The 17,575-nt window shown below is 57.3% G+C and carries 19 protein-coding genes and 2 pseudogenes; 13 read left to right on the forward strand and 8 right to left on the reverse strand.

The genetic code is table 11. The features are described from left to right. Positions 1-177 precede the first annotated feature (177 nt). Positions 178-1,206, reverse strand: a complete 1,029-nt coding sequence (locus AC3CBN_RS14715; RefSeq protein ID WP_488633758.1) for a GlxA family transcriptional regulator — start codon at positions 1,204-1,206, stop codon at positions 178-180. A gap of 105 nt (positions 1,207-1,311) precedes the next feature. Between AC3CBN_RS14715 and AC3CBN_RS14720 the strand changes: the two genes are divergently transcribed. Next, positions 1,312-1,842: a hypothetical protein gene (locus AC3CBN_RS14720; protein WP_488633759.1), complete on the forward strand. Its 531-nt coding sequence runs from the start codon at positions 1,312-1,314 to the stop codon at positions 1,840-1,842. Positions 1,843-2,298: 456 nt separating this feature from the next. Here the strand turns inward: AC3CBN_RS14720 and AC3CBN_RS14725 are convergent, their stop codons facing one another. From AC3CBN_RS14725 to AC3CBN_RS14735, 3 genes are all read right to left on the reverse strand, one after another. Next, entirely contained in the window at positions 2,299-2,913 is a 615-nt protein-coding gene (locus AC3CBN_RS14725; RefSeq protein ID WP_488633760.1) for a glutathione S-transferase family protein, read from the reverse strand. A 91-nt stretch (positions 2,914-3,004) separates the two neighbouring features. After that, positions 3,005-3,955 carry an alpha/beta fold hydrolase gene (locus AC3CBN_RS14730; RefSeq protein WP_488633761.1) on the reverse strand — a complete coding sequence of 317 codons (951 nt, stop codon included), beginning with the start codon at positions 3,953-3,955 and terminating at the stop codon, positions 3,005-3,007. Between the two features lie 54 nt (positions 3,956-4,009). Then, on the reverse strand, positions 4,010-4,144 hold the full coding sequence (locus AC3CBN_RS14735; RefSeq protein ID WP_488633762.1) for a hypothetical protein: 135 nt from the start codon (positions 4,142-4,144) through the stop codon (positions 4,010-4,012). Here AC3CBN_RS14735 and AC3CBN_RS14740 point away from each other — a divergent pair. The 8 genes from AC3CBN_RS14740 (at position 4,143) to AC3CBN_RS14775 (ending at position 12,124) form a co-directional block, all read left to right on the forward strand. Beyond that, positions 4,143-5,018 carry a LysR substrate-binding domain-containing protein gene (locus AC3CBN_RS14740; protein ID WP_488633763.1) on the forward strand — a complete coding sequence of 292 codons (876 nt, stop codon included), beginning with the start codon at positions 4,143-4,145 and terminating at the stop codon, positions 5,016-5,018. The two genes, AC3CBN_RS14735 and AC3CBN_RS14740, sit on opposite strands and share 2 nt — an antisense overlap. Before the next feature lie 387 nt (positions 5,019-5,405). Next, positions 5,406-5,672, forward strand: a complete 267-nt coding sequence (locus AC3CBN_RS14745; RefSeq protein WP_488633764.1) for a hypothetical protein — start codon at positions 5,406-5,408, stop codon at positions 5,670-5,672. 179 nt (positions 5,673-5,851) lie between these two features. Further along, on the forward strand, positions 5,852-6,715 hold the full coding sequence (locus AC3CBN_RS14750; RefSeq protein WP_488633765.1) for an MBL fold metallo-hydrolase: 864 nt from the start codon (positions 5,852-5,854) through the stop codon (positions 6,713-6,715). A gap of 368 nt (positions 6,716-7,083) precedes the next feature. After that, positions 7,084-7,449, forward strand: coding sequence for a cupin domain-containing protein (locus AC3CBN_RS14755; RefSeq protein ID WP_488633766.1), 366 nt, complete (start codon positions 7,084-7,086; stop codon positions 7,447-7,449). Between the two features lie 312 nt (positions 7,450-7,761). Then, on the forward strand, positions 7,762-8,400 hold the full coding sequence (locus tag AC3CBN_RS14760) for a glutathione S-transferase family protein (RefSeq protein WP_488633767.1): 639 nt from the start codon (positions 7,762-7,764) through the stop codon (positions 8,398-8,400). 423 nt (positions 8,401-8,823) lie between these two features. Beyond that, on the forward strand, positions 8,824-9,813 hold the full coding sequence (locus AC3CBN_RS14765) for an alpha/beta hydrolase family protein (RefSeq protein ID WP_488633768.1): 990 nt from the start codon (positions 8,824-8,826) through the stop codon (positions 9,811-9,813). 368 nt (positions 9,814-10,181) lie between these two features. Next, complete coding sequence (locus AC3CBN_RS14770; RefSeq protein WP_488633769.1) at positions 10,182-10,913, forward strand: aspartate/glutamate racemase family protein; 732 nt, start codon at positions 10,182-10,184, stop codon at positions 10,911-10,913. A gap of 404 nt (positions 10,914-11,317) precedes the next feature. Continuing rightward, on the forward strand, positions 11,318-12,124 hold the full coding sequence (locus AC3CBN_RS14775; RefSeq protein ID WP_488633770.1) for an arginase family protein: 807 nt from the start codon (positions 11,318-11,320) through the stop codon (positions 12,122-12,124). Between the two features lie 646 nt (positions 12,125-12,770). Here the strand turns inward: AC3CBN_RS14775 and AC3CBN_RS14780 are convergent. After that, positions 12,771-13,058: a hypothetical protein gene (locus tag AC3CBN_RS14780; RefSeq protein WP_488633771.1), complete on the reverse strand. Its 288-nt coding sequence runs from the start codon at positions 13,056-13,058 to the stop codon at positions 12,771-12,773. A gap of 233 nt (positions 13,059-13,291) precedes the next feature. Next, a complete protein-coding gene (locus tag AC3CBN_RS14785) occupies positions 13,292-14,167 on the reverse strand; it encodes a LysR substrate-binding domain-containing protein (RefSeq protein ID WP_488633772.1) in 876 nt (291 codons plus the stop codon). A gap of 124 nt (positions 14,168-14,291) precedes the next feature. Here AC3CBN_RS14785 and AC3CBN_RS14790 point away from each other — a divergent pair, with 124 nt between their 5' ends. Then, positions 14,292-14,810 carry a lipocalin-like domain-containing protein gene (locus AC3CBN_RS14790; RefSeq protein WP_488633773.1) on the forward strand — a complete coding sequence of 173 codons (519 nt, stop codon included), beginning with the start codon at positions 14,292-14,294 and terminating at the stop codon, positions 14,808-14,810. Positions 14,811-15,113: 303 nt separating this feature from the next. Further along, positions 15,114-15,215: pseudogene (locus AC3CBN_RS14795) on the forward strand (IS110 family transposase); the annotation flags it as partial. 741 nt (positions 15,216-15,956) lie between these two features. Here the strand turns inward: AC3CBN_RS14795 and AC3CBN_RS14800 are convergent. Further along, positions 15,957-16,097, reverse strand: a pseudogene (locus AC3CBN_RS14800) (transposase); the annotation flags it as partial. Positions 16,098-16,145: 48 nt separating this feature from the next. Continuing rightward, a complete protein-coding gene (locus AC3CBN_RS14805) occupies positions 16,146-16,487 on the reverse strand; it encodes a LysR family transcriptional regulator (protein WP_488633774.1) in 342 nt (113 codons plus the stop codon). A 154-nt stretch (positions 16,488-16,641) separates the two neighbouring features. Here AC3CBN_RS14805 and AC3CBN_RS14810 point away from each other — a divergent pair, with 154 nt between their 5' ends. Next, entirely contained in the window at positions 16,642-17,160 is a 519-nt protein-coding gene (locus AC3CBN_RS14810; RefSeq protein ID WP_488633775.1) for a lipocalin-like domain-containing protein, read from the forward strand. Between the two features lie 37 nt (positions 17,161-17,197). After that, a complete protein-coding gene (locus AC3CBN_RS14815) occupies positions 17,198-17,572 on the forward strand; it encodes a DUF3363 domain-containing protein (RefSeq protein ID WP_488633776.1) in 375 nt (124 codons plus the stop codon). The last annotated feature ends 3 nt before the right edge of the window (positions 17,573-17,575 follow it).

Raw genomic sequence — 17,575 nt, forward strand, 5'->3', positions numbered from 1 at the left:
CTTGGCGCAGCATGAAACACAACGGCTCGTGGTCAGCGACAAGACCGGCACCTATTCTTCGGCGTGGCCGAGGAAGAGCAAGTGCGCGTCCATGGACTCCGGCGGTGAAATGGTGCCACCGGGGATTTTATGGACCCCGTTTTTGGCCCTAGTGTGACTAGCTCTACGGCTATGACGTCACGCGACCGCAAACTGCTCCCGATAACTCACCGGTTGCACACGCAAGCGCCGCAGAAATACGCGCCTCATGCGTTCCTCATCACCAAATCCACATTGATGGGCAATCTGCTTGATGGGGATATGGTTTTCTTCGAGATATCGACAAGCCGCTTCCAGCCGAAGATCCTCGATCAGTTTGGCCGGGGTGCGTCCGTACCAGTCGACAAACTTGCGGGCAAACGTACGGGATGTCATTCCCATTTGCTCGGCGACACGCTCGATGCTGAGATCCTTATCAAGGTGTTCAGTGATCCAGCTATGTAGAGCTTCCATCCGGAACTGAACGTTGCGTGCCCCAACACTCACCTGAGCTGCCAAGGTGCGGCTGAATTGTGCTTGTCCGCCAGGGCGATGCAGAAAGACAACGAGATCCTTGGCAACAGCAAGGCAGAGACGCCGATCATGATCGGTCTCCACCAGCGTCAGCGCGAGGTCGATGCCGGCCGAGATACCGGCTGATGTCCAGATGTTTCCGTCATTGACATAAATAGGATCGATCTGCACCTGCACGGCAGGGAACTGAACGCGCAGGTCATTGATGGATGCCCAGTGCGTAACGGCGCGACGTCCATCTAGAAGATGCGCCGCAGCCAATATAAAAGCGCCTGTACAGACGCTGCAGATTCGCCGTACGACGGTAGATGCGCAGGCAAGCCAGGCGATGAGCGCGTCATCTCGCATGGCTTCGGCGACCGTGATGCCGCCGCCGACAATGACCGTATCCAGTTGATGAAGATCGATCGATGCAATCGATTGAGTCTGCATCGACACGCCGGATGACGTCCTCACCAAGCCACCTTTTGTGGATAGATAAACGACATCGTAAAGGGTGGTGGCTTTACCCGATAGCCGATTGGCGCTGCCGAATACCTCAGCAGGCCCGGCGATGTTCAGAGCAAGCACATCGTCAAACAATACGAACGCAATGATCTTCGGAGCAGGCATTGGCTTGGCAGGAAAGGAGGGTTGATTAACGTTGTGCCTCAAGATGGCAGCCGTCAAAGTTTAAGTAGGCGCTGATTTCGCCCATCCGAAGAACTGCCACAGATCGGTGGCAGTGAGTGCAACAAGGACTTTTTGAGGGAGAGATCCATGAACTACCTATCTAGTTTTGCGGCTCTGGCTGCGCTGGCCGTGACGACACCCGCACTGGCCGGCGGCACGCCCCCGCTTCGTCCGGAACTTGAGCCTTTGGACATAGCTGCGGGTACGTGGCTTTACCACGGTGAGACCAAGGCGGTAGCTGATCAGAAGGCGAGCAAATGGACATGGCTTGAGGAGTGCGGCTGGTCGGCGAACCGGGCGTTCATGACGTGTAGCTTCACTATGGACTGGTCCGACGGGGTCGTTAAATCGCAGGCGGTAAGCACTTACAATTACAAAGACAAAAGCTATTGGCACTACGAAATGTTCGATTCCGATGGAAGCGGCGCCGATCCATTTATTTCACGCATGACCATTGCGAAAAACACGTGGACCAACTATGGAAAGTCGAACAAAAAGACCTATCGCGTCATCTACCATTACACATCACCGACGCAGGTTAGCGTGCTCATTGAGCTAACCTCCGACAATGTACATTGGATCACCATGGCTCAAGGCGAAGGCGTCAAAAAGCCTTGATTTACGAAACATTTCAGCATGTATGGGCCGTTTGCAACTGGAAAAATCGCCGCAACAAACACATTCTGGCGGCCTTAGTGCGCAGAATTACGCAGAATCGAATTAGCGTCGACGTCGTGAACAAACCCTCGGCCGTCCATTCGTTAAGACGGGGCTTTTCAACGCAATCGGTCAGCAGCAGTCATTGAAAGTTACTGACATATACACATATGACAGGGCGATACGCCGTCGCTGTCGTGGAGGGTTGGGTCGAAAGCGGACACTACAGTTCGTCGTATTCTTGATTGCCAATCATCGTTACGCACCCATCAACCCGATTGTCTTGATCAAGCTCGTAATCATCGATGTGGAAGCCATCTATTTCGTCAGTAACTTGCGGATCAACGATGTTTAGGTACTCGGAGAACCCTGGTTGCGTTCAAGAAGCAGAGTCCGGGACTCTGCCCTGGACGCTGCCTATGGTCCGATACGCTCAGCAAGCCGAGGGCGATCATCCTTTTCCCACGCTCGCCTTGCAGCTGGCCGAGCTGCCAGTCTTTCAAGCCAGTCGTCGAGCTCAGCGCACGGTGGGACGATGTCCCAAAACCACTCGAAGATACTCGATACAAGCACATCGGCAGCGCTAAAGTTGTCACCAAGAAGAAATGCGTCTGCCTTAAGTGCTGAATACACACGCGCAATGACGCGATCATAAGCCTTGGCAGCAAAGGGATCGTTGTCGGTTTGCCCGGAAAGTTTGGCTGCAAGCGCGGGCTCTATCTCACCCGCGTAATACGCAAGCCATGAAAGGTATACACCTCTATTTGGCTCGCCTTGAGACCAACCAAGCCCCCGCTCCGGGTAAAGGTCCGTAAGGTAAAGCGCTATAGCTGCCGACTCGGTTATCAATGCGCCATCGTGCACCAAAGCTGGAACGCGTTTGTCCGGATGCGGATTGGAAGAATCGGGTGCGCCGTTGCCTCTACGACGAGGAATGCCGCAATAGACAAGTCGATATTCCACGCCAAGCTCTTCCAGCAACCAAATGAAACGAGAGGAGCGCGAGTCAGGTGAGTGATAAAGTGCAAGCATGGTCGATCGTCAACTTAATATTTTGGAGGCAAATTTTTCATCACCATCGCGCCATGGCGGACACTGATTGGTGAGAGTGGCCAGCAAGTGCTCACTTCAAAGCTTGTCGATGCCGAGCCAGAAAGTTACCGACAAATTCAGACACGGCATCGGGGGCGTCAAGAGTCGCGAAATGCGTGGAGTCGAGGATGTGGATCTCTGCCTCAGGCGCATCCTTCAGATAGGCGAAGGCGCCTGGCGTGGTGAAAAACTTGTCCTGACTGCCCCAGAGGACAAGTACTGGCACATTGAGATGCGAAAGCAGTGACTGCCAGTCCGGATAGCGTTTGACGTTAGTTCCGTAGTCAAACCACAGATCGTTTCGGGCATCGATGATTCCCGGTCTTTGTGCAGCGGCAATCATCTGCATCGTCGCGTCCGGGCCCGCGTGATCTTCATCTTCCCAGGTGTTGGCCCTCGGGTAGGCGAGTGTTAGCACATAAGCCGCGCGACGCCGATCCACCGCGGAGTTTCGGTGCTCCCAATGCTGCCTGAGTTCGCCATCGGGGTCTTGGGCGGAAGGGAATCCTTGGAGGTGAATGACGCCGTTTTGCACCATGACCGATGCAACAGCTTCAGGGTGAAGCGTCATCAGTCGGAAGCCGACGGGCACGCCGTAATCTTGCATATAAAGACTGTATCGGGATATGCCGCGTAGCTTCAGAAAGTCATCCACCGTCTGTGCCAGATGGTCAAACGTGTATGCATAGGCGAGATGTCCTGGTGCATCCGAATAGCCGAATGAAGGGTAGTCCATGGCAATGACATGCAGGTGTTGACCGGATGCCAGCGACTCCATCACCTTCACGTACATCAGTGACGAAAGAGGATTGCCATGGAGAAAAACCACAGTTGGATCCGCTGGATCACCGCCCTCGCGATAGAAAATGTGTAATCCATCGACGGTTTGCCAGCCCTCATGGAGGGCTTCGGCACGTGCCGGACGAACCAGTGCGCACACCATTAACACCATTAGTAGCGATAGAGGGATGAGAAATCGCATATATTCTCCGAACGGAACGTTTAGGGTGCAGATACCAGTCCAAGCGCTAAGCGTTTAGTTGGTGTGCAGTAAGGCGGCCTGATTGGCTATTGCGTCCGGCAGGTCTTTAGTATTCAAACGGCCCGATCTGGCGTGAAGCGATATTTCTTCATGCATCGTTGAAAGTGCTTCAACTTTGAGGATGGTCATGCGATACGTCTTGCCGCCGATGCATACATTGAGGACGTTTGAATGCGTTGGCCGTTTGCGTAGCTTCACCGAGGCTGCGGAAGAGCTGCACCTGACTGTGAGCGCAGTCAGTCATCAAATTCGAGCCATCGAGACGTTTTATGGCACGAAGCTGCTTCGGCGAAACCATCGCGATGTTTCGCTTACGAGGGCGGGCGAGATGCTTCGAAATGTGGTCGAAGAGTTTCTCGGAAAGCTGGCTGTCGTCGGACGATCGCTGCGTTGCGAGCATCACAATCGCTTGTCGCTCAGCGCGCCACCTTCATTCGTGAGTCGCTGGCTGATGCCCCGATTGGGGATATTTCTTGGGGCCCACCCGGAGGTGGACTTCAAACTGCACGCGACGCCAGAGCTCATCGACCTCGATGCCGAAGACGTCGATTTCGCGGTTCGTTACGGGAATGGGGACTGGCCAGGTCTGTATGGCGAAAAGCTGTTTGACGAAGAAGTATTTCCCGTGGCGTCAGTCGCTTATCTGAAGGGATCCGGTATCCATGACCTGAAGGATCTTGAGAGCGGCGTACTATTGCGGGACGATTTTTTTAACTGGGACGATTGGCTAAGGCGAACTGACACGAGCTCAAATGCGAAAGCCTCGGGTCCGGTTTATGGTGATTCGTCGCTGCTACTGCAAGCTGCTGAAGCGGGCCAAGGAATTGCCCTCGGACGGAGCGTGCTGGTCGAAGATGCGTTGGTTGCGAAGACTCTTGTACGAATCGGATCGCGAGCCCTGAAAGCTGTTGGGGCCTACTATCTGGTGCAATCGGCTACAGCCCAACGCACCCCTGCCGGGGAGTCATTTCGAGCGTGGCTGATGTCTGCTGCAAACAGATAGGCGACCAGTGTCCGCTTTCGACCCGGGGCGGAAAGTCGCGAATACTTCGAGCGGGGGCTTCAATCTATCGTTATGCACGGCAAGGCAGGAAGGTCGGCGCTAGCCATGCAGCCAAGGCAATCAAGGTGAGCCAGGCGAACCAGTCCCCCAGGCGCGCATACAGAGTGTGCGTGTCGCGCAGCGGGAGATTGCCCACCAGTTCAGCGTCATGCTCTTCGCTTGATGTCTCTACCACGATGCGGCCACGGTCGTCACTTAAGTAAGACGGTCGGAACGAGCCGTACGTGCGATGGCGCAGCCACTTTCCACGCCGCGCATGATTGCCATGCGGCTATGAAGCCTTCCGTCTACGCTGAGATTCTGCGCGGGCGCGAGTAGTAGCTGCGCATGGCGTTCTGCATAAGCATGGCCGCTATGGTGGAAATCCATGTGCTTGCAGACCGCCAACCCGACCTGTGGTGTGCCAGCGAGCAGGACAAAGGTGTCGCCCGGCATGTATTGGCGCTCGAAACCAGGTATCAGATGATGTTTGCTGTGGGTGACATGTTGCCTAAATGGCAGTCAAAAAAGTCCACGCCGGGCCGGATCGCTCGTGCGAACGCCCCCGGAAGTTTTGCAAGCGAGACCGCCGCGCGGTCTCAGGCGTTGTGGTGATGTCCTGTTAGTCCGAAAGCGCTGGGGGCCGAGAAGGCGAAAAAGTAACCGATCAAGCGAGTTAACAAGCTCGCCCTAACGCATATTTCAGAGATGAGCCTGTCGCCGACAGATCTCGCACAGATGAATCGTGTTCATCGTACTTTGAAAAATCATCGCTTCACTCCACCCGTCGCGCCATGAATACTGCGCAGCCTGGTATCCGCACGGCTCATGGTATGCGCATCGAGCATCTCGAACCGAACGTCGTCGTCTTTCATGGCGATACTCTAGAGTCCGTGGCTACCGCCATTCTGCATCGTGGCCGGGCACTACTGATCGATACGCTAGCCAGCGTCGCTGATGCTGAAGCCATGCGCCGGCACATCGAAAACAGCCTCGGCGCACGCGTGCAACTTGTCGTCATGACGCATTACATGAGCGATCACATGGCCGGACTGAGCCTTTTCCCAGAGGCGCAGATAATCGCCCATCAGCATTTCATGCATACATTTCTGTCCCAGCGTGTGCGTCGCGACGAGGAGAACGCGCAGTTCGTTCGCCCGACGATCACTTTTACCGGTACGTTCATGTTCGAGTGGGGATCGCACGCCATCGAGGTGTTCCACAATCCCGGGAAAACGATGTGCGCGGTCGGAGTCGACATACCAAGTTACGACCTCGTGCTTTGCGGCGATGCCATCGTAGGCCACACGGTTTACCTGGGATCCTCAGCTCCGGAGATGATCAACGAGGCTCTGATCCGGTTCCAGCGTTTGCGCCGTGGAAGGATTATTCCCGGCCATATCGGCGTTCTCGAAGGCCACGCGTTCGACGATGCTCGCCATTATCTCGATCGTCTACGTGACCGGGTAGGCAATGCGCGCCAATCTAACGAACCCAAGATCAGCATTCGTAATATTCAAATCGAAGATTGCCTCGCCGAAGGTATCTGGCCGACTGCATTTGAGCGTGAATGGCACGGTCGCAATCTCGAAATTATCCAGGATCGGCAGCTCTTTTCGCTGGCTGAGGCGCAACGGCTACCATCGCTTCACGGTTAAATCGTTGTGCACCTAAAGGCACGTTGTGCATTGATATTCCGTTCCAAGACGAAGCTTATGAAAAACCCCATCGTCGCCGTGGGCATAAGCCATGTGCATACACCGGTCTTAAGGAGTCAATCGCGCCAAACGGAGCCGCAGCTGCCGCCGTCCGCCGTGTGCTTGCTCGCGTGACTGGTCTCGTAGTAGCGATCGTGTCGTTGTTGATATGGCAGGTGCGGCAGGATTCGTGGCCGGTTTCTGCAGGGTGGCAGTGATGGGTAAGTTGATCGAGCCACGCGGCAGCTAGGCTGTCGGGCGTGACTAGTGATTCCATGCGATGCCTGGGAACCGTCTCTACTTAGCGTAAGTCGGAAGGAGGAAGCTGGATGAGTCGTGCCGCAATAAATTTCGCTGAAGAGTTTGCACTGTTCAAAGAGCGGTGGAAACGAAAAGTCGTCGCCGAAATGAACGATTACCAGTTCAAGATAGTCAGGACCGAGGGCGACTTTATTTGGCACCAGAATTATCACACAGATGAGACATTTATCGTTCTTGAGGGTGACTTGCGCATCGATTTCCGAGACGGCCTGGTACATCTCTCTCAAGGAGAGATGTACGTCGTCCCGAAGGGCGTCGAACATAAGCCTTATGCGGCGAACGAGGTAAAACTTCTTCTCATCGAGCCGCGACGAGTCCTCAACACCGTGGATGACGTTGGCGAGCGAACGACCGAAAGCGACGTCTGGATATAGGTCAGCTAACAAACTGCTTTAGATGATTGCCCAAAGCGTGGCGTTTGCGGCACGGTTCCTTCACGTCGACCCAGGCCTCTACCTTCTGTAGGAACCTACTGGTCTGCTTCTCTGGTAAGCGCATCTGTACTGATGGAAAACTTGTCTATTACACCGGCAACCGACGGGCAAAGCCTAGTGGGTAACGCCACCGATGCTCGCTGCCGCAACCAAAAAGTGGGCGTCACCTAGGACGCCAGGCTGCGGCTCGTATGATGAGAAAAACTGGCCGCGCGATCGCATCCCATCCTATCTACAAAAAAGGAAAGCATCGTGGAAATCGACCATCGCAACATCGAAATCTTCGGAATGTACCGCAGCAATTTTGTGCGAGCGGTCAGGATCGCATGCGAGGAAAAGCAGATCGAGTATGACTACCATCCGGTACCGCCTCACTCGCCCCTCGTCGCAGCAATCCATCCGCTGGGCAAGGTTCCGGTCATGCGCCATGGCGATCTTACGCTCGCTGAGGCTTGGCCTATCGTCGCCTATCTCGACAGACTCTACCCTGACACACCGATGATCAAAGCCGATACGATCGCGCTCACCGCTGAAATCGAGCAATGGGTATCGATCGTAGCGACATCGGTCGATCCGATCATGGTGAGGGGTTACGTTTACGCCTACCGCTTTCCAGGCACGCCTGACGGGTCCGTCAATCGTGCGGCGGTTGAGGAGACGCTACCGAAGATGGAGCGATTGATCACGATGCTGGACTCAAGGGTTGCCATAAGCGGGTTTCTTGCCGCAGGCAGATTCACGTTCGCCGACGCGCTCTTGCTCTCCACACTTATCCCCGTTCGGAGATTGCCGGAAGGGGCCGCCGCGATCGAAGCGGCGCCGAACTTGCTGCAGTACTTGGAGCAGCATTCCGTGCGTCCAAGCCTTGCGGTGACCACTCCTCCGCCGTGAGAGTCCGGTTAAGCCATGGGGAACGTAGCTCTGGCTCGGGCAATGTTCGCTGTTTCTGCATATGCATGCATGGCTATGGTGGCCTTGAGACTGACGCTATGAGTCGAACCTGCGGGAGGTTTAGTCCCATCAAGAAATTGACTTGTCTTGCTATGCGGTTTGTATCCATTTGCTGCCTAGTCTCGTGAATTCCCAGAGCTGTTTCAGGGAATACAGGCAGACGTTCAAGAGCTAGAACTTATCGTGGGTCTGTCTGCCGGTGCAGTCGGTCATGGCCGAGAAGGGGCGAATACTTTGGCGCATAGCGGCGACAGAGCGGGAGCTTATTCGGCAGGCAACGTAACAACGGTTGCGAATCATCGATGGCGAATAGATGCGGCGCACAGGGTGCCGCCAATTCCGTCAAAGGGCAAAGGAAAATTGATGCAGAACTGGCTGTTACCGATGTCGACGTGTCGCTCTCAGCGCTTTTCAATGATCGCAATCGCGTTCATTGCTACTTTTTTCTCGTACTCCGTATCGGCAGACCAGGAAGTGGTCGCCGTTCGGGATGTCGTCAAAGTGGATGAGACGGTTACCTGTAACGCAATTCAGAGAACCGGGGCCGAAGTTACCACCGTGCAAACGACGCTTGCCGGCGTTCCGGCGATGCTTCGCGTACCACGAACCGCGACCAGGCCGCCGATTGTCCTCTGGCACGGCTACGGGCCGCCGGCGAGCGAGCGCGCAATGATGGAAGCGCTCCCACTCGACGACGTTCCTTCGGTCAAGGTCTATCTTGGACTGCCTCTCTTCGGTGATCGCGCTCCTGCAGGAGGCCTTAAGGAGCTTGCTCGTCTTCAGGGGCAAGACTTCGGACTTCTGGTCTTTAAGCCAACGGTGGTCGGGGCAGGGGACGAGCTGCCACTCGTTGTGGACGCGTTGAAGCGACGTGGCTGCATGGAGCCGGAGGCGAAGATCGGTTTGGTCGGTTTTTCTGCCGGTGGTGCTGCGGCCCTTTACGCCATGTCCCAACGAAAGGTCTCCGTCGGCACAGCGGCGCTGATCAACGCCTCGACAGGCCTGAGCGCGTCGATAGAGGCAATGGAGAACGTCACTGGTAAGCCATATGCTTGGTCGTCGGAATCTCGAAGCCTGGCCGAGAAAACGGATGCCACCAGGCATGCAGCCGACATCGTGCAGGGAAAGGCACCTCCCGCCATTCTCTTGTTACACGGGAGCGATGACTCCGTGATCGCGTCGATGAACGCGTTGGCGCTGTATGAGACCCTGCTACCGTACTATCGGAAGAGGCAAGCTGAGCAAAGAATCAAATTTGAGCAGTTGGCCGGCATGCCTCATAACTGGGCCGCCGACAAGCAAGCATTGGAAAACGTCCACAGATCTCTTTCGGACTGGTTTCTTCACAGATAGGGCGTTTAGGTCCGGTACCGTCAAGGCGATCACATGGCGGGGATGAGGTCACCGTCATCGGCAATTGGCGGTGCTTCCAACGAGGCCGTGGCAGACCTGATGGTCATGCGAAGTGGTATCACGTCATCCAGTCGAAGTGGCTATGTAACGTGTAGTGCCTCGCATCTATTGTCGCCGTTGCCTCAGTCGAAACACTATGTGGGTCCAGCGCGTGCTTGCGATATTTGGGGGACGTCGGAACTGCAGGGGCCTGCTCAGTCGCCATCTGAGTGCTATTGAATGTTTATTAGATTCTCTACTTGGCGGTAGGTTCATGATCAGGCCATCGAATGGTACGACTCCCCGCCAGCCGGGGCCGATGTTGAACGATGGCTGCCACCAAGCGCCATCAGGAGGTTGCTGTGAAAGTTATTGGTCTGATCGGAGGTATGAGCTGGGAGTCGACGGCTTCTTACTATCGTCAAATCAACGAAGCGATCAAGGAGCGCTTGGGTGGCCTTCATTCCGCAAAGATCGTGCTCTACAGCGTCGACTTCCATGACATCGAGCGCATGCAGCATTCCGGAGACTGGGCGGCTGCCGGCGGAGTGCTTGGCGCGGCTGCTGGTGTACTTGAGTCGGCGGGCGCTGATTTCTTGGTGCTTTGCACGAACACGATGCACAACGTGGTGCCGGCGATCGAATCGGCCGTTCGCATTCCATTGCTCCACATCGCTGACACTACGGCCGTTGAGATCAAGAGAGCTCACATTTCAACGGTTGGATTGCTCGGTACCCGCTTCACCATGGAACAGCAGTTTTATAAAGACCGGCTTTCTGAATGCCACGGACTTCGCGTGCTAGTGCCAGAGCAAGAGGGTCGCGAAGTTGTACACCGGATCATCTACGAAGAGCTGTGCCTCGGAAGCGTTCTTCCCGAGTCTCGCTCTGCGTGCCGCAGAATCATTTCCGATTTGGTGGCCCAAGGAGCAGAGGCGATCATTCTTGGCTGTACCGAGATCTCGCTGTTGGTTGGGCAGCAAGATTCGGACGTTCCCCTGTTTGACACGACGAGTATTCACGCACGTGGGGCTGCCGAATGGGCGCTTTCGCCAACATGACACCCATGCCCCGTCCAGCCGACATTTAACAACGAGGTTCGCCTCCCGTCGGCTGCCGCCCGTGACCTGGGTTGGCCGCTTTTCCGCTTACCGCAAGGCGGGCGATCGCCACAGGCAGCGATGGGTTGGGAGCCCACGAACACTCTTGCCCCTCCCGCTCGCCTTCGCCGCAACAGTTGGCCGGCGTCGTCGGTGAAACTGACCAAAAGCCAGCGATCACTCTGTTCATCGTCCCCAGCGCCTTGCCCATTTTCGTTCTCGGGATTGCTCGCCATCACCAGCGGTCACAGGTGTACTGATCAGCGGATCGGACTGCCTGCATCCGGCCAAAACTGAGCACGACAGCGGAGCTGGAGGGCGTGGCATTATCGAGAAATGACAGATCGGAACGGGGAACGAAGCAGATGCAATCGTCGCGGATACCTTTCGACCTCAGCCTCGCCTACTCGCAATGGCAAGGATCGGGCCGCCATGAGAACCTTCCGCGCGGTGCTGCAGCGGCAGCCGCGGTTTGTGGACAATACGCGCCGCTAGTCCACGTGCCGCTCTGGGACCACGATGCGGATGATGCTCACGGCGTCCGGCGCTGGGATGCGATCTTTGCGCAGTTCCGTGGCGCACAGGCCATTCTCGCGCGCTCCGGAGCGAGGCGCGTGCTAACCGCCGGTGGCGATTGCGCAGTCGATGTTGCCGTGATCGATTATCTGAATGGCATACATCCAAGCCTCCACGTGATCTGGGTTGATGCCCATCTCGATGCCAATACGCCCGCGACTTCTCCCAGTGGCAACTTTCACGGTATGCCGGTGAGCGCGATCCTCGGGCGCGCGCCGGAGCCGATGCAACCATTTCTTGGCGTGCCAGTTGACCCGGGCCGCTTCCATTACTTCGGCATCCAGGTTGGTGACGACGGCGACTGGGCGCTGCAACGGGATTTGGATCTAAAAATGCTGGATTCGCAGGTATCCGTCAGCGGGCCTGTCCATATCCATTTCGATTTGGATGTGCTCGATCCGCGCGAATTTCCTTACGTCGCATATCCCGACGGCGCGCTCAAAGTTGAAGACGCGATCGCCTTGGTCAGCCGTATCGCACGTCAAGCCGACGTGGTCGGTCTCACACTGACCGAATTCGCTCCCTCCAGTGAAGATGAGGCCCGCGAAGGTAGCAGGGTTATTGCGAGACTCTGCGAGGCAGCCATCGATTCATGAAGTCTGGAACGACGACTTGTATGAACGGATACTCGTGCCGGGCGAAGAGGTTGATGGAATGGGATGCATGGTGGCAATGTTTGCGCGCGCCTGGGCATCCTTCTGAATTTGATGACCGCATTGGGCCCCGAGCATGGGAGGCTCAAAGGTCGCTTTTCTGCCCGGCAGAATATGAGCAATACGCTCGGCGAGCGTTCGATTTCAGAGACTCGCGCTCGACGAATCGTCGAAAAATTGCGTATGGGGCCAATGAGCCAACGTTGCCTGGGATTTTCACACAGCCTGAGCCGGACAATGTCCATAGACCAGTAGGTTTCGCCGAGCGGCATAACGACAGCGGGCTCTGCTCGGCCACAACCAAACGGTCGCCGCAGCAGTCACATTGCAGGAAAGCTTTCGGTGGAGGATTGCCTTGTGGCACTCGTTGCACCGCGTGGACCCTAGTCGGGGGTGCGGAGCATCCAGGGGGCGAGGGCAGGGTGGTGCCCCTATGCGATACCTTGCACGCCAACCACACTCGTGGCACGTCCGCTTTTGACCCGAAGCAATGAGATGATCTGAGAGGCGTACGTGTCTCCGCCGCACGTGCCGGTGCATGGTCTGCTTCGCGCATCAGTGCGCCAGGAACAGCGGGATGGAGGCATGGTTAAGCAGCCAGCGCGTGGCGCCCAACACCAGCTCGCTCATTCGTGGCCACCTCCAAGCGCCCATCACCAACAGATCTGCTCGTATGGCGTTTGCCTTGGCGTGAAGTGACTCGCCAGTGTCGCGCTCTTCTGAAAAAGGACGCCAGTTTGCCCGTGTGCCATGTTGTTCCAGCCACCTTCGCAGTGGCGGTGAGGGCGGGCTGATGCCTAGGAGGCCGTCGATACACGGCATGGGCAAACAGCGTCGCCCCGCCAACGATGCTCGAGTACCAGAACGACTTGGGCATCGTGCTTTCGCGTCGATACTCGCTATGGATCCGTTACAAGACGAATCGAGCGGAGAATATGGCCTGGCCGACCATGCCTATGATCATCCACGCGGTACTTGTGCTGCTCTTGGGTGTGGCATTGGCGAACACGCCCAAGTCAAACGTACCTTCCACACGCAGGCAGCCAAGCAAATCACACAGATATCGAGGGCCACATTGCCCGACATCCGTGGTTACCTGGCGGCGTTCCACTACAACCCAAGGTTGCCGACAGCATGGTCGATCACCACGCGCTCGAGCTGGCTCAACGCGGGGTTTGCTGTGTTCTTCCCCGAGTGCAAGCACAGTTCAACGACGGGAAGTGGAGGCAAGCCGTGTCTTTCATCGAGCCGCATGAGAGACGGCGGTATACCCGCCGTTGTTCTCAGCGTGATGCCGAGGCCGGCCGCCACTCCCGCCCATAGGCTCTGCAAACTTGCCGTGGCGTAGGCCAGTCGCCAGGGAACGGAGATCTTGTCGAGCGCCTCGATGCCTGCACGGCGGAAGAAACAGGGTGAGTTATAGAGCGCCAGATCCAGAGGGACGCCGGGTTTCAGGATCACCTCCGACCCTACCGGCCCTATCCACGTCATGGGCAACGTGGCCAGGCGCCTGGCATCCAAGCGGCTGCCATAGCCCATGGCGAGGACGAGATCGAATTCACCTCGATCGAGGCGCTCTAGTAAGAGCCCGTTGCGCTCCACTTCGACTTCCACTCGAGCCGCCGGGTGGGCCTTCTTGAACTGCCCCAACGCTGCAGGTAACCATGTCTCCGCAAAATCGCCGGGCAGGCCAAAGCGCACGACACCTTCCACCGATATGCCGGCCACGCTACGGGCAGCTTCGTCATTGAGCTCAAGGATGCGACGCGCATAGGAGTGCACCAGCTCTCCGGTTTCCGTCAGCACCATGCTTCGCCCTTGCTTGCGAAACAGGGGCTGGCCCAGTTGGCTTTCCAGCTTTTTGATCTGTTGGCTCGCCGCCGATTGCGAACGGCCGACCCTTTCCGCCGCGCGTCCCAGGCTACCCGATTGCAGAATCGCAACGAGCGTTCGCATGGCGTCCATATCCAAGTTCGGCAGGGACATTACTTTCGCTTTTCCGATGGGTTGATTTCGAATTATCAGATTTTCTTAAGCGTATTCCGAGACTAGCATTCGGTAGCCCTAGCAGGCCATTCGCCAGCGCGCCCTCCAACCTCGGGATTCACGCATGAACTTTCGTACAGCAAACACCGGTCGCATCATCGCAGCGCTCCTCTCGGCATGTGCGCTCTGGAGCTCCGCCACCTTCGCAGGCTCGGCTCGCGAGGTGTCGTCGCTGGCTGGCACATGGACCTTGGTGGCAGCCGACGTCCAGCACCCTGATGGTTCACGCGTGCCCGACTACGGCGCCCAGCCCAAAGGTCTGCTGCTGGTCGACAACCAGGGGCACTACTCTTTGCAGATCTTCAAAGCCGAGCGGCCAGCCTTCCGTTCGGGGGACAAAGCGAAGGGAACGCCCGACGAGTACGAATCAGCCGTGATGGGTACAAGCACCCATTTCGGCACGCTCAGTATCGAACAGGATCATGACGTTCTCGACTTCCACATCCAGGGATCATCCTTCCCCAATCAGGAGGGGCAAGACCAACGTAGGCCGTACGAGCTCAAGGGTGGCATCCTCAGCTATCGCGTGGCGCCACGCCCCAACGGCGATGTGCCGATCTCGGTTTGGCGGAAGGTCGAGTAGAAACTACGAACCGACCGATCGCACGTCCGCCCTGGATGAGAGGCCGCAGTCTGGTGCTCGCCCGGGCGGTGACCGGATAAAGCCATAGCGTCAACACCTATCCCGCATCTCAAGGGAGCGCCGCGCTACTGAGTAGCGATTCGCCAACGAGTAGCGCCACGCTCCAAACGCGTGCTGAAGCAAACGATATGGATCGCCCGCTGATCTATGGGTGTCCGTATATGGACTCCTCCCGCCCTCGGCATCTAAGAGTGCCAGACTGGAGTTGCGACACAACCAGTCCACAGCGAGGAGGAGTCCGCCATGAAGCTAACGCGCATTGGGGGCGACGTGGCCAAGCAGGTCTTCCAGGTCTACGGTGTTGATCGGCATGAGACGGCTATTTGGCGTCGCCGTTTGCCACGCGAGCGGTGGTTACAGGCGGTCAGCGAGACAGGCGGTCAGCGAGGCCGCAGAGCCAGGATGCTGCACTCGGGCCCACATCGATCATCCTGATGGGGAGCCTCGCAGTTTCAGCGATCACCGCAACCGCTCTATCAATGTTTCATCCACTCGATGCTACCGCGATGATCCTCGGATGGAATTTAGTCACGGCCATTTTGTTCCTCGGAGGCGCCGCGATTTTCAGTCGAAAGGTGTCGAGCGTCGCAAGTGAGAAAGGACGAAGTTGCAATCCATTCGACTATCCCCAAGGACGCTCGTTCGGCAAATAGCTGGGCAACGGCATGAGTATTGGGCGTGCGCCGGAGGCGCTCTTACTCTTTGAAGTCAGCATAGACCTACCGGAGTAGCACGCCCGGATGGTCTAGTGCGGGGTTGGCGATTTGTGAAACGTCAGCATGCTCTCGAGTCTCTCGGCCAACACCACATCTGCACATTGGTGATCTCCGCTGCCGACGATTTGTAGCGGCAGTCAACGCATAAAGATTTGGAATCGCAGCTCGCCACGCGTCCTCGGCGACGAGGCAGTACGACCACTATGATCCGGCTTGCACCTCAAAGTATCGGGGCTCCATGACAGCGCTTCCATACATCAGCCACCCTGGCTAACGCTCAAAAGTTTCGGAGGGGCGGTCGCGCGCCTAAAGTCCCCCTCGCCTCGACCGCGACCACCCCTCCACCTTATTCGCGTTGCAGCCGAACTCGTCCGCCGAACTTGCTGCGCAACTTGTAGAACGTTGCCGAACTGATGCCGTGCTCGCGGCACAGCTGTGGCACCGGCGTGCCGGACTCGGCTTGCTTAAGCACGGCTAGGATCTGGCTGTCGGTGAAAAGGGACTTCTTCATGGAACCTCCTCGGGAAAACCTACGAGGAAATTCCACTTTTGGCGTCAGCTAATCTGAGGGGGGATTACCCTTGAACTGCCCCAACGCTGCAGGTAGCCATGTCTCCGCAAAATCGCCGGGCAGGCCAAAGCGCACGACACCTTCCACCGATATGCCGGCCACGCTACGGGCAGCTTCGTCATTGAGCTCAAGGATGCGACGCGCATAGGAGTGCACCAGCTCTCCGGTTTCCGTCAGCACCATGCTTCGCCCTTGCTTGCGAAACAGGGGCTGGCCCAGTTGGCTTTCCAGCTTTTTGATCTGTTGGCTCGCCGCCGATTGCGAACGGCCGACCCTTTCCGCCGCGCGTCCCAGGCTACCCGATTGCAGAATCGCAACGAGCGTTCGCATGGCGTCCATATCCAGGTTCGGCAGGGACATTACTTTCGCTTTTTCGATGGGTCGATTTCGAATTATCAGATTTTCTTAAGCGTATCCCGAGCCTAGCATCCAGTAGCCCTGGCAGGCCATTCGCCACGGCGCCCCCCAACCTCGGGATTCACGCATGAACTTTCGTACAGCAAACACCGGTCGCATCATCGTAGCGCTCCTCTCGGCATGTGCGCTCTGGAGCTCTGCCACCTTAGCGGGCTCGGCCCGCGAGGTGCCGTCGCTGGCTGGCACCTGGACCTTGGTGGCAGCCGACGTCCAGCACCCTGATGGTTCGCGCGTAGCCGACTACGGCGCCCAGCCCAAAGGTCTGCTGCTGGTCGACAACCAGGGACACTACTCATTGCAGATCTTCAAGGCCGAGCGGCCAGCCTTCCGTTCGGGGGACAAAGCGAAGGGAACGCCCGATGAGTACAAATCAGCCGTGATGGGTTCAAGCACCAGCTTCGGCACGCTCAGCATCGAACAGGATCCCGACGTTATCGTCATTCACATCCAGGGCGCATCGTTCCCCAATTCGGAGGGGCAAGACCAACGTAGGCAGTACGAGCTCAAGGGCAGCATCCTCAGCTATCGCGTGGCGCCACGCCCCAACGGCGATGTGCCGATCTCGGTTTGGCGGAAGGTCGAGTAAAAGCGACGAACCGACCGGTTGCACGCACCCGCTCTGGATGAGAAGTCCGCAGCGTGGTGCTTGCCCGGGCGGTGACCGGATAAAGCCATGGCATCAACACCTCTCCCGCACCCCAAACCTGCTGACAACGCTGCGCGGGCTCGAGCTTGTGCAGGCCGCGCAGAAGATCGCTGCGGAAACCGGCCAGGAACATCGGCCCGTGGCCGACGAGCAGCGCGTGGCCGGCATCTACCGGCGTAGCATCATGCTCGCCAGCGGGCGCTACGCCATGCTCGATGACGGCATGGGATTCGGCCTGGTGCCGTGGCGGTCGGTGATCGAACAGCGGCTAGGTCAACAGATCGCCGCGACGGTGCGCGGCGGTGGAGTGTCATGGGAGATCGGGCGGCAACGTGGACCAGCCGTCGGATAAAGC

It is taken from the genome of Dyella sp. OK584 (assembly GCF_057787755.1).

Excerpts from the sequence above, each read along its gene's own strand:
- AC3CBN_RS14720 (WP_488633759.1), top strand. The coding sequence starts at position 1,312 with ATGAACTACCTATCTAGTTTTGCGGCTCTGGCTGCGCTGGCCGTGACG.
- AC3CBN_RS14725 (WP_488633760.1), bottom strand. The coding sequence starts at position 2,913 with ATGCTTGCACTTTATCACTCACCTGACTCGCGCTCCTCTCGTTTCATT.
- AC3CBN_RS14730 (WP_488633761.1), bottom strand. The coding sequence starts at position 3,955 with ATGCGATTTCTCATCCCTCTATCGCTACTAATGGTGTTAATGGTGTGC.
- AC3CBN_RS14740 (WP_488633763.1), top strand. The coding sequence starts at position 4,143 with ATGCGATACGTCTTGCCGCCGATGCATACATTGAGGACGTTTGAATGC.
- AC3CBN_RS14735 (WP_488633762.1), bottom strand. The coding sequence starts at position 4,144 with ATGACCATCCTCAAAGTTGAAGCACTTTCAACGATGCATGAAGAAATA.
- AC3CBN_RS14745 (WP_488633764.1), top strand. The coding sequence starts at position 5,406 with ATGGCGTTCTGCATAAGCATGGCCGCTATGGTGGAAATCCATGTGCTT.
- AC3CBN_RS14750 (WP_488633765.1), top strand. The coding sequence starts at position 5,852 with ATGAATACTGCGCAGCCTGGTATCCGCACGGCTCATGGTATGCGCATC.
- AC3CBN_RS14755 (WP_488633766.1), top strand. The coding sequence starts at position 7,084 with ATGAGTCGTGCCGCAATAAATTTCGCTGAAGAGTTTGCACTGTTCAAA.
- AC3CBN_RS14765 (WP_488633768.1), top strand. The coding sequence starts at position 8,824 with ATGCAGAACTGGCTGTTACCGATGTCGACGTGTCGCTCTCAGCGCTTT.
- AC3CBN_RS14770 (WP_488633769.1), top strand. The coding sequence starts at position 10,182 with ATGGCTGCCACCAAGCGCCATCAGGAGGTTGCTGTGAAAGTTATTGGT.
- AC3CBN_RS14775 (WP_488633770.1), top strand. The coding sequence starts at position 11,318 with ATGCAATCGTCGCGGATACCTTTCGACCTCAGCCTCGCCTACTCGCAA.
- AC3CBN_RS14780 (WP_488633771.1), bottom strand. The coding sequence starts at position 13,058 with ATGCCCAAGTCGTTCTGGTACTCGAGCATCGTTGGCGGGGCGACGCTG.
- AC3CBN_RS14785 (WP_488633772.1), bottom strand. The coding sequence starts at position 14,167 with ATGTCCCTGCCGAACTTGGATATGGACGCCATGCGAACGCTCGTTGCG.
- AC3CBN_RS14790 (WP_488633773.1), top strand. The coding sequence starts at position 14,292 with ATGAACTTTCGTACAGCAAACACCGGTCGCATCATCGCAGCGCTCCTC.
- AC3CBN_RS14805 (WP_488633774.1), bottom strand. The coding sequence starts at position 16,487 with ATGCGAACGCTCGTTGCGATTCTGCAATCGGGTAGCCTGGGACGCGCG.
- AC3CBN_RS14810 (WP_488633775.1), top strand. The coding sequence starts at position 16,642 with ATGAACTTTCGTACAGCAAACACCGGTCGCATCATCGTAGCGCTCCTC.
- AC3CBN_RS14815 (WP_488633776.1), top strand. The coding sequence starts at position 17,198 with ATGAGAAGTCCGCAGCGTGGTGCTTGCCCGGGCGGTGACCGGATAAAG.